This is a genomic window from Gimesia sp. (assembly GCF_048260065.1).
In the GTDB taxonomy this organism is placed as follows: Bacteria; Planctomycetota; Planctomycetia; order Planctomycetales; family Planctomycetaceae; genus Gimesia.
Window position 1 is genome coordinate 166,349 of sequence record NZ_JBLXHC010000010.1, and the last position, 16,351, is coordinate 182,699.

A 16,351-nucleotide genomic window follows, 5' to 3' on the forward strand; every position below is an offset into this window, starting at 1 on the left:
TTCATCGACAGACTGCCTGTCGGAATTTGAGAAATTAAATCCCCCTGCCCAATACCTACGATTCCTGGAACCGTTCATTGGCAAAAGTTCAGGAGAAATCGCTGAATTTGGCAATCCAGTGCCTCGAACACCGATACAAACAGAGAACCAAGGCAATCTGTTCCGACTGAAACGATAATCCGTTTCGCCTCGTCGCAGAAGTTCATCAGTTTCCAGTATAGTGGGCCAGCGACCCCATCGCCAGATTTTCCTGAATCCCAATCGTTTTCAGGGCCGTATTACCAGGTGCACGCGTGACCGGTCAGCATTTGAAATGCTTCAAAATACTTTTCACGGGTTTTCATCACGATTTCATCGGGCAGCACGGGGGGAGTGCTGTTTTTGTCCCAGGTCGTGGTTTCCAGCCAGTCACGTACAAACTGTTTGTCCAGCGAAGGTTGAGCCCCCCCTGGCTGGTACAGATCTGCCGGCCAGAAGCGGGAACTGTCGGGGGTCAGGACTTCATCGATCAGAATCGGTTCCCCGTCCAGCAGACCGAATTCGAACTTGGTATCTGCCAGAATCATGCCCTGCTGACGTGCGTATTCTGAACCCTGCTGATAGATCTGAATACTCAGTTCTCGCAGGCGGTCTGCCAGTTCGCCGCCAATCGCATCACGCATGGTCTGGAATGAAACATTTTCATCATGGCCAGTCTCTGCTTTTGTAGCTGGTGTAAAGAGTGGCTCGGGTAACTGGTCACTCTGCTGCATTCCAGCCGGCAGCTCGATTCCACAGACGGCTCCATTCGCCAGATAATCTTTCCAGCCGGAACCGGAAAGATAGCCTCGAACGACACATTCAAACGGGACGACTTCCGTTTTTCGGACCACCATACAGCGCCCCTGTAATGCTTCCAGATCGGCATCATCGGGGAGTGGCAGGTCGGCAGGATTCATGCTCAGCAGGTGATTGGGAATCCCCGTAAACCGTTCAAACCAGAAGCGGCTGATCTGCGTCAGGACCCGGCCTTTATCGGGAATTCCGGGAGCCAGGATCCAGTCAAATGCACTGATCCGGTCGGTCGCGACGAACAGCAACCGATCTCCAAAATCGTATACATCACGAACTTTTCCCCGTTTTACGGGAATACCGGAAAGCGTGCTTTCAATAAAAGCGGCTGCAGCCATATTCAGAGACCATCCTGATTAAAATCTAATGAATTTGAACATCCGAAGTGTAGCGGGATCGAAGCTGCTAAACAATTCAGGGCAGATTATAACCCATAAATCCCATATAAAATGGGGGATCGTCAGGGTCACGCCAGATCCAGCATCTCCCCTCATCATGTACATCCATACGACTCTACACTTGCCTCTGGTCCCTCAAACGCAATAATAGAGCTTAAGACCCGATTTCTTGCGCGTCTGTCCCTTAAATCCATAACATCATCCATCCTGTGCGTTTCAATCCCAAAATCGTTCAGGAGACGTTACAATAAACCCGATGACTGTCTTAACTCCTTCTTTCTAATTCAGATAACGATTGCGACCCGTTACATGGGCAACCTGCGTTTTTTAATTGCACCTTCTCAAGTACCTGAAGACTGGTCTGATCTTCATCGCGCCTATCTGAATGCTGTCGATGGTCGGGTGTTTCCAACCCGGGTTGAAGTTGACGGGAATGTCATCACATTCCGCAGACAGACTTCGCAGAGTTGTAAACTGAATATTGTCTGGAACATCACTGACTTTGGTCGCCCCGTCGTCAGAACCGCATCGCTCCCCGAACGGGAAGAACCGTATGTCCTGATGCTCGAACTGGCGCGGGGAAAAATCTCGACACTCAAAGATCAGCTCAGTGTCTGGCAGATTGCCGGCCTGAATATCCCGGCGGAATTAATCAAATTACACGACGAAGCGTTTGCTGCCTTCGCCCAGGCTGCCGTGATTCAGGACAAACTTGAGGAATGCTCGGAGCTGGCAGGGGTCGCATTGCAGAAAGCACACGCTGCAGCTGAAATGCTGGTTCAGATCTATGCCCGTCAGCGACTGACGATTTTACACCAGCGTTCGCAGGCCATGAAGCTCCCGGTATCACTGGGCTGCAACCTGGGAGAATTCATTCCCAATGCCAGTGAAAGCAAACAGATCTGCCAGGCATTCGACGCCGCAAATATTGATCTGGTTAACTGGAAACTGATCGAAAAATATGAGGGAGATCAGGACTGGGACCTGTGTGATCAGCAGGTAGCCTGGTGCGAAAAAAATCATCTGCTGATCCGGGGAGGCTGCCTGCTGGATTTTGCACCGCACGGCCTGCCTGACTGGCTGGAATCCTGGAAGCTCGACATGGTCAACTTCCAGAGTATCATCTCGCATTTCATTGAAACCGCGATCACCCGCTATACCGGCAGTATTCGCACCTGGACGCTGGTTTCCGCAATGAACACAGGCGGCGTCTTCGGTCTTAACGAAGAAACGCGGCTCACTCTGACGGCCCGTGCCATTGAAATCGCCAAGCAGACCGATGACTCCATCCAATGCTACATTCGAGTCGAACAACCCTGGGGAGATTACCTGTCGAAGGGGCAGCACCAGTTATCCCCCATGCAGTTTGTAGATGCAATTGACCGCCTGGGAGTCGGGCTTTCCGGCATCGATCTGGAACTGCGGATCGGCTACTACCCTAACGGTTCCCATCATCATGATCTGCTGGATATTTCCAAGCTGATCGATAAATGGAGCGTGCTGAATCTGCCTCTGCACATAACGCTTGCATTCCCCAGTGATGATGCTGTCGTGGATGAGAAAAACCCATCCATGTCCAAAGTCCAGTCCAACCAGTGGAAGACCGACTGGAGTGAAGCCGCCCAGGCGGAATGGGTCGATCTTTACCTGCCGCTCCTGCTGGCCAAACCCTCCGTCACAGGTGTGTACTGGTCCCGTTTTCGAGATCAGGATGCAAGACGTTTTCCTCATTCCGGTCTGATCAATCCCCAGGGACAGGCCAAACCCGCTTTGGATACGATTACAAAGTACCACAAACAGTACTGGCGTTCGTAATCAGAGACAACAGCATCCATTTCGTGAGACTCGCTCAGTCGAAAAGTAGTTGGTAGCCTGTTAAAATATCAGTGCGTCATTGATCGTTCGAAGCCTGTGATGTAAACAGGCTTCCCCTTTCACGCAGTTTTCGACAGGCAATAAAGCCGACTCTCCCTCTCAATCTCAAGGAATTTCCAATGGCTACCGAAAGCAAAGTACCAGAAGCCGGCAAGCGTGCTCCTGCTTTTAATCTTCCCGCATACCCGGAAGGGAAAGTGCGTCTGAGTCAGTTCAAGGGAGAAAAAAATGTTCTCCTTTACTTTTACCCCAAAGACAACACACCAGGCTGCACAACAGAATCGTGTGATTTTCGAGATCGCGTTGCCAAATTCAAACGCACGGACACGGTCATTTTAGGCATCAGTCCTGACTCGGTCGCATCACACGAAAAGTTTGCCACCAAGTTCGAACTCCCCTTTACCCTGCTCTCCGATGAAAACCATGAGATCGCAGAGAAGTACGGAGTGTGGGTGGAAAAGATGAACTATGGCAAGAAATACATGGGCATTCAGCGATCGACATTCCTGATCGACAAGGAAGGCAAAATCGCCGCTGCCTGGCCTAAGGTGAAAGTCGACGGACACGCCGAAGAAGTCACCGCTGCACTCAAAGATCTGAAATAAATCAGACTCTGATCAGTTCTCTGAAACCCGAACCGCTGACTGGCTGTATTAACCGGCCAGTCGGCGTTCTTCTGTTGGGAATTGAATGAATGGCCCCACGGCTCCATGCTGGCTGCCATCCCATTCGTGCTCATTCACTGCCGCCAGTACACGTTCGGCAACCTGCATTGCCTGCAGCGCCTGTGTACCACCTACCAGTGGTGCCGAACCGGTCTGGATCGCATCAACAAAACTGGCCAGTTCCGCAGTTAAAGCATCCGCGGCTGAGACTTCCGGTGTTTCCACTTTCAGAAACGTTCCGAATACATCCTGCTTCAATGCTTCCAGGTTTGCGCCTGCTTTGCGTGCGCGTTCCAGTGGAGGCGTTCCATACAACAGCGTTTCGGAAGGGCGATAGGCGGTGACTTCGCGACTGGTAAAGTCGACGCTGACACAACCCGCTGCACCCCAGAGCTGCATCGCCCGTTTCGCTGTGGGAGAAATGCGACTCGCTGTCAGATCGGCAATACAACCATTCTGAAATCGCAATCGTGCCTGTACGGCGTCTTCATGTTCGCCCATCACGGAAATACCAAACGCTTCGACGCTTTTGACAGTCGATTTGACGACTGAAAGTACCAGGTCGATATCATGAATCAGCAGATCGTGAATGACTCCGATATCGGTCGAACGGAAGGTATAAGGACTGACCCGCTCACTGCGAATGAATCGTGGATTCGGACAGCGATCAAAGGCAGCCTGTGTCGCAGGATTAAAGCGTTCCACATGTCCTACCTGCAGTAATGTTCTGTGAGCCTCGGCAATACGCACCAGTTCTTCTGCTTCTTCCAGATTGCAGGCAATCGGCTTTTCTACCAGAACCGGAATCTGACGCGACAGGAATTCACTGGCAATCGCCAGATGTGCGTGAGTGGGTACAGCCAGTGAGACGGCATCTACGCCTTCAAACAGTTCCCGATAATCGGCAACCCAGCGACTGCCATGCTGCTCTGCAATGGCCTGTCCCTGAACCGGATTGGTATCAGCGACTGCACACAGATTGACGCCTTCCAGACCTGCCAGAATCCGTGCGTGATGGCGTCCCAGCGCCCCGACTCCGACAACGGCTACATTCAATGAACTCATGCTGCTCTCCGTGTTGTTTCCTGATTAGTTGCTTCCGGGTTGAATTTTGCACTTCGAGCGGCTGCTTCGCGACCTCGACCGGCTTTGCTGCCCTGAATCGCCTGAAAGTGATCAAACAGGGTTTGTAAAGCCATTGGAATCACTCCGTCCAGCTCCTGACTGAAAATCTCGCGGACTTCATCGAGCTTCTTGTTCTTGCGGTAAAACAGTCGGAAGGCACGACGAATGACGGCAACCGAACTCTCTGAAATTCCCGCTCTTTGCATGCCAACCATGTTTACGGTTCTCACGCGAAAATCATCCGATCCCGTACAGATCATATAAGGGGGCACATCAATAGTAGCCCGGGCAGATCCACTGATAAAAGCCAGGGTCCCGATCGTACAGAACTGATGCACGACCGTATTACCGGAGACAATGGCCCGGTCGTGAACGTGGACATGGCCGCCGAGCAAAACTCCATTCACCAGTGTTACATCATTAAAAATTCGACAGTTATGTGCCACATGTGAATTGCAGAGAAAGGTATTCCGATTACCAATTCGGGTACTGTGATCTTCTTTTTCGGCTCCCCGATGTATGGTACAACCTTCACGAAACAGGTTGTCGTCCCCAATCATAACGGTCGTTGGGGCTCCGGTGTAACCAGCGTCCTGAGGTTCGCTGCCGATTACCGAGCAGGGAAAAAATCGATTGCGTTCGCCAATCGTAGTATGACCTGTTATGGAAACATGACTGTCGAGTACCGTCCCGTTTCCGATGGTGACATGAGGTCCGATATTACAAAATGGCCCGATAGTAACATCTTCCCCGATTTCTGCCTGGGGATCGACATAGGATAGATTTGAAATTTTTGTCGGCATGTTCGACATCCTAAAAAGTCTGCAGTCAACGACGTACCAGAACGTAAATTTTTGGAGTTGCTCGCAAGCAACCGAAATGGAAATTTTCAGGCAACCTTCCAGGTACTGTCAGACTGAGCAGACTTGTGTGTTGCTTTGATTTGTTTGATTAACTCGCGGTTTAAAGCGTGTCCGGACTGGTGAGCACAGAAATAACCCTGCAGATCACAACCGATCAGAGCGAAGTCACCCAGACAGTCCAGAATTTTATGACGCACGCATTCATCTAAAGTTCGTAATTCATTGTCAATCGGACCTTCTGCTCCCAGCACCAGCAGGTCTTTCGCAGACAGTTTCTGACCAAAGCCCAGCGACTGCATCGCCTCGACTTCCTGTTCCAGCACGAATGTTCTGGAAAAGGAGAGCTGGCTCATCCAGGTTTCCGGATTGATTTCGAGTGTCAGACACTGCGGAGCTACGGGAGAGTCTTCACCGTAATTCAGATAATATCCAATGGCCAGTACCGAGCGGTTTAATGGCTTGGCCTGAATAAAGCTGCCCGATTCATCCTCGACATTCACAGGCTGCTCAATGCAAATCTGTTTGCGTGGAAAAGGCTGTTCGACAATGCCGGCTTCCAGCAGCTCTTCTGAAAGTTCCCGGGAAGAACCATCAAAACAGGGTGCTTCCGGGGCATTGATTTCGATGCGGCAATTGTCAATCTGCAGGCCCGCTAATGCCGCCATCACGTGCTCGATCATTTCGACCGAGGCCCCCTTGTATTCAATCGCAGTTCGTCTCTGTTTGAAAACCGCATTTTCAATCAGAGCCGGGATTGGTTTCGAACCAGCCAGATCGGTTCGTACAAACTGAATCCCATGATTCTCAGGGGCAGGACAGAATCGAATTTTTACATCGCTGTTCGTAAAAATCCCCACCCCGGAACATTGTATTGATCTGGCCAGCGTTCTCTGGTTACGAGTTCGCATCGCCTACTCCTTCGCTGACGGTCTACTGGCAAGTGCCTGAAAAATCACAAAAAGGATGCAGGCAGGCAGAAGTTACCTGCACTGCATCCAAGAGAGTGCTCACACCGCATTCCACTTAGCGTGAAGTGCTGGTTTTAGGGCCAGTAGCGGTCCCTTTAGGCTTGTAGCTGCGGTTCAGGTAATCCAGAACCGACAGGGTGATGTCATCGTCGGCACGGTGGAATACCACCTGGCGATTCATGCCCTGGATCAGCTTCTTAGGATCATCGGTATCCAGGCTTTCCCGGTTAAACCGCATGATCAGAGTGTAGTTGTAGATCTTGGCATACTTCTTGACGGTGTCGGTCACTTCCATATAAATGGTGTGATAGATCCGTGATTCCTTTCGCAGAAAGTCGCGCTGTGCCACTTTACGAAATGCTTCGAAATCAGAAGCAGCCTGGGCCAGCTGTTTTTCGCGAGCCAGGTACTCAGGACTTCCCTGTTTGAAATCCTGCATCTCTTTCTGAATTGCCTGAATCTGTTCTGCCATCGCTTTCGCTTTGGCATCACTCTGCTGGATCTCTTCTTTCAGCTCTTCGCGAAGCGCTGTAAACTTTTCGTAGTTCTTGAACACATGAGCCATATCAATCAGGCCCACTTTGTGTACCACAGGGGCTCCCCCAGCGGCAGGTGCGGTACCCTGTGCTGACGCTGTTTCAGTGAAACAGGTAAAACAACCCGCGATGGCAATAACCGTAGCTGAAGCAATTAATTTTTTCACGACCGAAGCACTCCTTTGCAGAATGGACCACTCTCCGTAGTGGCGATCAAACGAATTAGAATTTCTCTTGATTTGGTAACAAAACTGTACCCAGCCTCAGATTGACAGTTTTGAAATCAAAGTCTCTAGGAAATGTGATTTTACTTTAATGATACAGCCGGATTCATGTCATATGAGCCAGCTAACCATACTGAGAGAACGATAATTTTGCATAGTTTGGATTTTACGTCAATACGAAAAAGTGAGCATTTGCATTCAATTTCAGATCGATTTTCAATCTCTTTTTACTCAACCCCCGCTGTTTGACATTAATCTTCCCGGTAAATCCCGGACGTCCACACCCAGCTCCGTTTTTGGCCTTGCCCTATAATTTGTTTTTGATTATTAAACGCATCTCTTTCAACATCTCTACCGAGACCTTTCCCCTCAATTGAATCTATTTCGATTCGAAATTCCTGAACATTTCTGTTGAATCACTCACATTCGACAAATTAATAAATACCTTTCAAATGGGCTGTTTTATAGTCAGCACGGAGGCTTATTCCATGTGTCCGTTAGACCGCTGGATTCTGACACCTTTATTAATCACAGGGCTCTTGCTCAGTCTTGCTGACGATAGTTTTGCGGCGAAACGCACTTTTCCCTACGACGCGGTCGTGAATGCGGAAGAGGCACTGGTTCGCAGTGGGAATGGAACCCGCTATTATCCAACACTGAAACTCAAAAAAGGCAGCCACGTGACCGTGCATCGACATGATCCGGGTGGCTGGTTCATGATTTCTCCCCCCCAGGGCAGTTTCAGCTGGATCCGTGCAGAACATGTACAGAAAACAGGAAACCAGTCAGGAAGAGTCACGGAGAACGGCGTCGTCGTTCGTGTAGGAAGCGCCTTTGGTGAATCACGCGATGTGGAACAGATTCGCCTTTCTAAAAATGATGAAGTGACCATTCTCGGCAGTAAAAATGTTCCCACTGAATTTGGGAATGTGCTGATGTATCAGATCAAACCGCCCACGGGCGAATGGCGCTGGATTGAAGGTCATCTGATCATCCCCACCGATCAGTTTTCACCAGGAAAAATGCCACCAGCACCCGTCGATCAACCGATCGCCGAAAATCAGAACGATCCGTTCAGCCAGGGTAAGCCACTCAACAATTCACCTGCTCCCAGACAGGAAATGATCAAAACACCTACAGATGGCTCAGCCCGCCGCAGTGTTCCGGAAGAAGAACAGATGGCTGCTGCCAAAGAGGCAATCAAAACGATCGACACGCAGTTCCGTGCCATGATCGAAGCAGAACCAACGGCCTGGGATCTGGATGGACTGGAACAGGATTACAAAACCCTGCAACAGGAAATCAAACATCCTGCAATTGCCAGCAAAATTGATCTGCGTATTGAAGCCGTAAATCGTTATCGAAAAGTGCAAGCTGAATACCAGGATTTCCTGAAGTTGGCCGAAGAAACCAGCAAACGCGATGCGGAACTGGTCTCAATGGCTCCCGATCAAAACAAAACCAGCCGGTATCCCACACCTGGTACTACCGTCTCGCCTGGTTCAGAATCGTTACTGCCGCCGACTCCAGAACCAGCTTTAGAGCCGACTGCTCCCACTCAACCGGTGGCACCACTGCCACAACCAAACGCGCCTCAACCTTCGGTTCCACAGCCAGGCGTAACACCACAACCAACCGCGCCTGCACAGCCACAATTCTCAGGTGCGGGTATTGTGCGCCGGTTAAATAATGTTCGACCGGGAATGCCAGCGCATGCGTTGACCGCCCCGAACGGTCAGTTTCTGGCTTATCTGCAGCCGGTCTCACCACAAATCAATCTGGATGCGGCCCTCGGACGACCTGTCGGCGTAACCGGAAAACGCTGGTTCCGCAATGATTTACGCGGGGAATACATTCTCGTCGAATCCATGATGCCTGTCCGGCTCCAGGCGGCTCCTGTACCACGCCAGTAATTGACCGTGCTGCAAACCTCATAGACTGCAAACAGAAACAGCCCTCTGCTCACCTGGAACAGAGGGCTGTTTTAGTTTCAACAGGCAAGAACTTAAACCATCTCTTCTGTCCCTGCCGCGTTGGCAACATCTTCTTCGGTGACAGCTGCTTTAGGAGTGTCCTTAAACAGGATCAGGAAGATTACCATAATGACGAATGCAGCTGCAGTGGGGATGATCCAGAACTCTTTCCAGTTCTCCAGCTTCGCAGCACCATCGCCAACCACAATACTATTGATTAAATTACCACTGATCTGAGCACCTACCAGCATCCCGACCCCCTGGGTCGCGAATACCAGAAAGCCTTGCGCTTGAGCACGAATAGCAGGCCCCGCTTTCTGGTCAACATAAATCTGGCCGGTGACAAAGAAGAAATCGTAGCAGATTCCATGTAGTAAAATCCCGAAAATGATCATCCAGTAAACGCTGCCTGCTCCTATATCAACGGCCCCTTCCCCGGCACCCGCTGCGAACAAGGCATATCGGGCCACCCAGGCGAACATACCAAACAGAAGCATGCGTTTAACACCCAGGAATTTGAAGAAGAACGGCATCAATATCATAAACACAACTTCCGACATCTGACCGAACGACATCCGATAGGCAGGTTCAGATATACCAGCATCTGCCACAAAAACAGGGGCATAGGCATAATAAGCGGCCAGCGGAATACAGATCAGTAATGAGCTCACCATAAATACGAGGAAGGAGCGATCTTTTAATAGAGACAGGGAATCGAGCCCAAGAATATCTCGAACAGAAATCGCCTTTCCCTTGGAAGGAGGGGGCGTGTGAGGCAGTGTTAAACTGTAAATCCCCATGAGCACACCTGCGCCACCTGCAACTAATAATGGCTGGGAGGTCAGGTCGGCCTTCATTACTTTACTCACAAGGATATTGGCACCGATCCAGCCGAAGGTTCCAAACACGCGTACCAGCGGAAACCATACTTCCTGATTTTTCAGATGAGAAAATGCGATCGTGTTCGTCAGCCCTAATGTAGGCATGTAACAAAGCATATGTAGCAACAGCAATAAGATAAATGTTTTACTGCCAGCTCCCCCTTCTCCCACGACACTGGGTGCAATATATAGTGCAACCCCACCAATGATCATGAGGACTGCCAGCACTCGCTCGGAAGAAAAGAAGCGGTCAGCAACCATTCCCAGGATAAAGGGAGAAAGAATGGCGGCAATCGGACCGACGGTATAGGCCCAGTAAATTGCATCGCCCATGCCGTTGGCTCCCATGTAGTTACCGACGGTTACATACCAGGCTCCCCACACGAAGAACTCGAGAAACATCATAATGGAAAGTCGAATACCGATTACGACTGGTGATTGCTGTGATGACATGCTGGGCTGGCCCTTCTTCTGATCTGTGGCGTATTACCGTGAGCTCTGAATCAATGATCGCTACGATCATGTCCCGAAAACACAAATCAGGCAAGTATAAAGGGATTCACTCCCGCGAATTTCTCCTGAAAGATCACTGTCCCCTCTGCGGAATGCTCTTCATCAGCGGCAATTGTTCTTCCCGAGACCTGTTTTTTTGTCACGATCCGGAACAGGTTGGTCTTCAGCATTGCCCATTTGCCAACCAGGAAGGAGCGGAAGCAATTCGATACTCACAGCTCCAAACCACTCAAACAAGCTGTATCCCATTATCATATATAGACATAATACAAATCTTCCTGGATATTTTTATTTTTATCCATATTTTCCAATCAACTCATATTAACACGACCAGAAAAATCGCTACAATCCGATTTATCCGAATAATCGCTACAATCGGTACAGGCGGAACTCACTCTCACCTCACTCTCAATCAAACTGTCACCGCTTTCTTGAGAGGTCTGTAATGAATCTGTTGAAAAATTTCTGGAATGATGAAGCCGGTTTAGTGATGTCCGCTGAACTGGTCATGCTTGGAACTGTTGGAGTCCTGGGGGCAACCGTTGGATTAAGTGCGGCTTCGACTGCGATCAATGATGAAATGGTTGAGTTCAGCCAGGCGATTCGCAGCCTCGATCAGAGCTACCACATCCAGGGACACAAAAGCTGTCGTGCCTGGACGGCTTCTTCCTCTTATCGTCAGCAGGATGTGGCTGTTTCACTGGCAGACCTGTGTGGACAGGTTGAAGCTGCTGAAAAAACAGTTGACCCACGTTCCAACCTGAAGCGTCAGGCTCCCCCCAAATCCAAAGAGCTGCGCAAAAAAATGGAAGCAAAGAAGAAGAAAAACAAAGAGAAGAAAAAGAAGAATGAAGCCTGATCAACGGGAACTTCTGACAGCTTGAAATAAAAGAAGCCCTCTTTGAATCGATTCAGAGAGGGCTTTTTGCATTGGCTTTTTCAGCGACTCTGATTCCACTCATCGACCTGCTGTAACACTTTGATGACCGCCATCAGCGGGTCAAGTGCTTCTGCTTCAAACCGCCGGGAGACGCGCGGATTGTGCGGGGGGGAATAGGAACAGCTGAATAAAAATTCGTTGGGTCGTGCACCAGGCTCCAGACGATAATCGCGAATTCCCAGCTCATTCAGTTTTTGAACGGCGGCACTCCAGGTAACCGGATCTCGTCGCAGCATCGTTTCTGCACGCTCTCGAAACTGCTGATCAATGACTTCCTTTTGCGCTGTTTCTGTCTGGGTAGGGATTTGTGTGTTCTGTGCAAATGGATTTGTTTCCGTGTCGATCTGCTGCACACCTCCCTGATTAAAGGGATTCTGTGAATTTCCTGCAGCAGGCTGACTGTCAAACGATGCCTGCTGAATCGGATTGCCGCCCAGTGGCTGACGTTCTTCCAGATCTGGCGGCGTTAGTCCCGCCATTTTCTGATCGGGTTCTCTCTGAGCAGGAGGTGATTCCAGTTCCCAGCCGTCCAGAGCACCGGCGGGAGGCAACCATTCTTCATTATTCCGCTGTCCGTTCTGCGCTGTCGCAGCTTCACCGAAGGGATTGCGCATTCCCGATCCAGGTTGACCGGATCGATCTGTTAAAGCGGTTTCGTTACCTAAATCAATTTCATGCGGTGAGCCATCGAACGAAATTTCTTCGAACGGGGAACGGGTAGAATCTTCGTTTTCGAAGAGATCATTTTCATTGAGAGCCGACTTTTTAACGGGAGCGATTTCCGGAATTCCAAAAATCGCCAGCATCGGCACTGCGACCAGAGGTATCAGTACGAGCAGCGTTGAAAAAAAGTCATTTGATTTGGAGCGCATTTGCGTTTCTCCTCCATGTTCGCAATCACGCTATCGGAAACCATCCGATTTGAACAATGGGAACACTCCTTGTTCTCAATGTTTTGGTTACCAGAAACCATCTTGGCCAACCACTTTCACAATCACTCAATGGCCTGTTCCCGGCTCGATTACAACCGGGAACTCAGTTAAGCGTTGTTGCCTGAAACAATCAATCTGTTAAAAGATGCAACCACAATCAACTGCTTCAGGGGTGCGGATCATACAGAAAGACTGTAAATGGAACAATTGAACTTTAATGAATTCTCTTCTTTTCGGGAAATCTACTCAAAATCTCCTGTTTCCAGAGATCACACCAATTGTTAAAATAGGTCACCGGGCTGCCCTGGCCAAGATAAAAAGTACGCATCGCAATAATGCGAAGAGTCAATCTGAAGAATCTGTCTTGACAATTTATAAAAAAACAGGGAGAACACGTGATCTAATTGATTACGGTTTGTCTTGAGGTTCGATCTTAATAATACACGATCAAGTCAAAATGCAGATTGGATCTGTGTTCGGTATTCATTTACAAAGACCTTATCATTTCACTGCAGGAAACCCTTCAGCGGTTTCGTAAATCTGTGTGGTCTATATTTCTTACTGGTTTTAGACAGTTTTTCCGCCAACAGTGCTCAGTCGGAAATCAGTCCAAAACAAGTGGATTTCGACAAAGGGAGTCACGGAATTCAATGGTTAAACAGCACTCTTACTTACAAAACACTGTTCTGGTCCGCCAGACGAAGAAGTTCGTTGCCATCGCAGGAGTTCTGGCTCTGACCGCGACTGCCTGCCTGACACAGGCCAGCCCGCTGCAGGCACAGTCTGAACACGCGTTGGATCCTGCCATTCGCCTGGCGATGAAAAGCTACGAAACAACTGCGGAAGTAAAAGACTTCCAGGCAACATTCATTAAACGCGAGAAGGTTGGCCGTAAAATGCAGCCGACTCATACCATGTCTATCAAGTTCCGTGAAAGCCCACTGAGTGTGTACCTGGGTTTCCAGCAGCCGCACGCTGGTCGCGAAGTCATCTACTTTCACGGTCGTAACGGAAATCAGATTCTTGCCCATGAAACCGGAATCAAAGGTCTGGTAGGAACGGTCTCTCTGCAACCCAACAGCCCTCAGGCAATGGATGAGAGCCGCTACCCGATCACAACAATCGGCATTCGTAAAATGCTGTATCAGATCCTGAAACAGTGGAAAGAAGAACGAGCCCATGATGCAGGTGTCTCAGTCAAATACTTCCCGGACGCCAAACTGGGGAACATGCAGTGCAAAGTGCTGCAGACCAGCTACCCACAGCAGAAACAGGGTATCCGCTTTCAGATGACTCGACTCTACATCGACAAGGCCACCAACCTGCCTGTCCGTGTTGAACAGTATGACTGGCCAACCAGAAGAAACGCTCAACCGGAACTGGTCGAAGAATACACCTACACCAACATCCGCACCAACGTTGGATTAACGGATGCTGACTTCGATCCTAAAAACCCTGGCTACAACTTCTAAGCACAATATTAAACATCACTAATAAATCAAAAGCCGAAGACTCCCTTTCAGTCTTCGGCTTTTTTTATTGTGATTGCCCCCTCAATTCCTCGTAGAGAATCATTAGAACAAGTTGCAAGTGCCTCTTTTGCATTGATATAATCAGATATTCTCATATGTATTTATCTGATGTTCTTTTGCTTCTGTCCCCACAGAATCTCGATTGTCAACCAGCACTCCTCGTTCAATCGACGTATCAGATAAACGATCAACAACTTGAACTTATTTCATTGAACTGCCAAGGAGCCCAGAATGAGTGAAGCGCCCCAGAATGTCTCATCCCGCCGCGAATTTTTAAAGAACTCCAGTAAACTCGCAGCCGGGGCTTCTGTCTTAGCCGGTACGTCGATCCCCCACGTTTACGCTGCTGATAACAGCACGATTAAAATTGCCCTCGTCGGATGTGGCGGTCGTGGAACGGGGGCAGCAGCCAACGCCCTCTCCACCACCAGTGGCCCGATCAAACTGGTTGCAATGGCAGACGTCTTCGACCATCGTCTCAACACCAGCTACAAGAGTCTGAAAAAACAGTTCGGTGATAAAGTTGATGTACCCGATGACCAGAAATTTATCGGCTTCGACGGATATGAAAAAGCCATCAGCTGCCTGGGACCGGGAGATGTCGTGCTGCTGGTGACTCCTCCTGCTTTCCGCTGGGTGCACTTCGGTTACGCGATCGAAAAAGGCATCAACGTCTTCATGGAAAAACCCATCACCGTTGATGGGCCCAGTACCCGCAAGATGCTGGAGCTTGCCAAAAAATCAGAAGAGAAAAACCTGAAAGTCGGCGTTGGTCTGATGTGCCGTCACTGTAAAGCACGTCAGGAACTTCACGATCGCATCAAAGATGGTCAGATCGGCGACGTTCTGGAACTGCGTGCTTACCGCATGGCCGGCCCGACCGGTTCTGCAGCCACAGGACCTAAACCGGAAAACATGAGCAGCGAACTGCTGTATCAGATCTCCCGATTCCATGGCTTCCTCTGGGCCAGTGGTGGCGGCTTCAGCGACTTCCTCATTCATAACATCGACGAAAGCTGCTGGATGAAAGATGCCTGGCCCGTTCAGGCAGATGGTTCCGGCGGACGTCACTACCGTGGCGACAACGTCGATCAGAACTTCGACACCTACAGCGTAGAATACACCTTCGCAGACGGCACGAAACTGTTCCTGCGTGGTCGTACGATTCCCGGCTGTCGTCAGAAGTTTGCGAGCTTCGCTCACGGAACAAAAGGGCTGGCTGTCATCTCAACCTCAGCCCACCATCCTGCGAAAGCACGCATCTACAAAGGTTATAACGAAACCGATGAGAATCTACTCTGGGCTTACCCGCAACCAGAACCTAACCCCTACCAGTTGGAGTGGGATGATCTGATCAACGCCATCCGCAACGATCAGCCTTACAACGAAGTGCGACGTGGCGCAGAAGCCAGTCTGGTGACATCCATGGGACGTATGGCTGCACACACCGGCCAGATCGTTACCTACGATGAGATGCTGAACTGCAAACAGGAGTTTGCTCCCGATGTCGATAAACTGACAATGGATTCACCAGCGCCTGTGATCGCCCGCGCTGATGGTTCTTACCCCGTGCCTCTGCCCGGGATTCTCAAAAATCGTGAATATTAAGATTCACTCGTCCTGTCTCTGAGACGGGTCGATCTACTTCTCATGCCTGGCGGATCCTGATCTCTTTTCAGCGACTCCGCCGGGCATTTTTTTTGCTTCACTTTTAATCAGTCGCTGGTAACCCAGTGACACATCGACCTCACACAAAGAAAGCGATGTGTGTCACTGTGCCACACGACGATCAAGCTCTCTTCTCTGCATCCTGCTGCAGATGAACTCGGATTCATCGATTGATATTCAGCAGAATCCTGTCTACGCAGGGGAATCCAGGCCAGCAGCTGCGCACGATATCCGTTCTGATGTCTTGTCCCATGAATACTGACATTGATCTCAGCCAGGCGATAAACCGTGAGCCAGATTGTTCACGTGAAAAAACGCTGATCAGAAAAATTGATAAAATCGACAGAATTAAACAATCAGTGATTGCCTTTTTGGAAATCCAACGGTAAATTCGGTCCTTAGTGGGTTTCCTGCCCAATTGATCTTT

At 49.8% G+C, this 16,351-nt stretch carries 13 protein-coding genes; 6 read left to right on the forward strand and 7 right to left on the reverse strand.

Features of this window, described 5'->3' with window-relative positions; genetic code table 11:
• Window positions 1-278: 278 nt before the first annotated feature.
• On the reverse strand, window positions 279-1,169 hold the full coding sequence (locus tag ACN0YN_RS18935) for a phosphoribosylaminoimidazolesuccinocarboxamide synthase (protein ID WP_417386569.1): 891 nt from the start codon (window positions 1,167-1,169) through the stop codon (window positions 279-281).
• A gap of 369 nt (window positions 1,170-1,538) precedes the next feature.
• Here ACN0YN_RS18935 and ACN0YN_RS18940 point away from each other — a divergent pair, with 369 nt between their 5' ends.
• Window positions 1,539-3,044 (forward strand): endo-1,4-beta-xylanase, encoded by a 1,506-nt coding sequence (locus ACN0YN_RS18940; RefSeq protein ID WP_417386570.1) that lies wholly within the window; start codon window positions 1,539-1,541, stop codon window positions 3,042-3,044.
• Window positions 3,045-3,223: 179 nt separating this feature from the next.
• Window positions 3,224-3,709, forward strand: a complete 486-nt coding sequence (bcp, locus tag ACN0YN_RS18945; protein ID WP_417386571.1) for a thioredoxin-dependent thiol peroxidase — start codon at window positions 3,224-3,226, stop codon at window positions 3,707-3,709.
• Between the two features lie 48 nt (window positions 3,710-3,757).
• Here bcp and ACN0YN_RS18950 read toward each other — a convergent pair whose 3' ends face one another.
• The 4 genes from ACN0YN_RS18950 to ACN0YN_RS18965 form a co-directional block, all read right to left on the reverse strand.
• On the reverse strand, window positions 3,758-4,834 hold the full coding sequence (locus tag ACN0YN_RS18950; RefSeq protein ID WP_417386572.1) for a Gfo/Idh/MocA family oxidoreductase: 1,077 nt from the start codon (window positions 4,832-4,834) through the stop codon (window positions 3,758-3,760).
• Complete coding sequence (gene lpxA / locus ACN0YN_RS18955; RefSeq protein WP_417386573.1) at window positions 4,831-5,697, reverse strand: acyl-ACP--UDP-N-acetylglucosamine O-acyltransferase; 867 nt, start codon at window positions 5,695-5,697, stop codon at window positions 4,831-4,833. The genes ACN0YN_RS18950 and lpxA overlap by 4 nt, the downstream gene beginning before the upstream one ends.
• A gap of 86 nt (window positions 5,698-5,783) precedes the next feature.
• A complete protein-coding gene (lpxC, locus tag ACN0YN_RS18960) occupies window positions 5,784-6,665 on the reverse strand; it encodes a UDP-3-O-acyl-N-acetylglucosamine deacetylase (RefSeq protein ID WP_417386574.1) in 882 nt (293 codons plus the stop codon).
• 115 nt (window positions 6,666-6,780) lie between these two features.
• A complete protein-coding gene (locus ACN0YN_RS18965) occupies window positions 6,781-7,428 on the reverse strand; it encodes an OmpH family outer membrane protein (protein WP_417386575.1) in 648 nt (215 codons plus the stop codon).
• A gap of 545 nt (window positions 7,429-7,973) precedes the next feature.
• Between ACN0YN_RS18965 and ACN0YN_RS18970 the strand changes: the two genes are divergently transcribed.
• Window positions 7,974-9,398, forward strand: a complete 1,425-nt coding sequence (locus ACN0YN_RS18970) for a hypothetical protein (RefSeq protein ID WP_417386576.1) — start codon at window positions 7,974-7,976, stop codon at window positions 9,396-9,398.
• Between the two features lie 92 nt (window positions 9,399-9,490).
• On the opposite strand, the gene ACN0YN_RS18975 is transcribed toward ACN0YN_RS18970, so the two are convergent.
• Window positions 9,491-10,792 carry an MFS transporter gene (locus ACN0YN_RS18975; protein WP_417386577.1) on the reverse strand — a complete coding sequence of 434 codons (1,302 nt, stop codon included), beginning with the start codon at window positions 10,790-10,792 and terminating at the stop codon, window positions 9,491-9,493.
• A 505-nt stretch (window positions 10,793-11,297) separates the two neighbouring features.
• Here ACN0YN_RS18975 and ACN0YN_RS18980 point away from each other — a divergent pair.
• Window positions 11,298-11,711 carry a hypothetical protein gene (locus ACN0YN_RS18980; RefSeq protein WP_417386578.1) on the forward strand — a complete coding sequence of 138 codons (414 nt, stop codon included), beginning with the start codon at window positions 11,298-11,300 and terminating at the stop codon, window positions 11,709-11,711.
• A gap of 80 nt (window positions 11,712-11,791) precedes the next feature.
• On the opposite strand, the gene ACN0YN_RS18985 is transcribed toward ACN0YN_RS18980, so the two are convergent.
• Window positions 11,792-12,664, reverse strand: coding sequence for a hypothetical protein (locus ACN0YN_RS18985; RefSeq protein ID WP_417386579.1), 873 nt, complete (start codon window positions 12,662-12,664; stop codon window positions 11,792-11,794).
• A gap of 710 nt (window positions 12,665-13,374) precedes the next feature.
• Between ACN0YN_RS18985 and ACN0YN_RS18990 the strand changes: the two genes are divergently transcribed.
• Window positions 13,375-14,196 (forward strand): DUF1571 domain-containing protein, encoded by an 822-nt coding sequence (locus tag ACN0YN_RS18990; RefSeq protein WP_417386580.1) that lies wholly within the window; start codon window positions 13,375-13,377, stop codon window positions 14,194-14,196.
• Window positions 14,197-14,487: 291 nt separating this feature from the next.
• Entirely contained in the window at window positions 14,488-15,864 is a 1,377-nt protein-coding gene (locus ACN0YN_RS18995) for a Gfo/Idh/MocA family protein (RefSeq protein WP_417386581.1), read from the forward strand.
• Window positions 15,865-16,351: the final 487 nt, after the last annotated feature.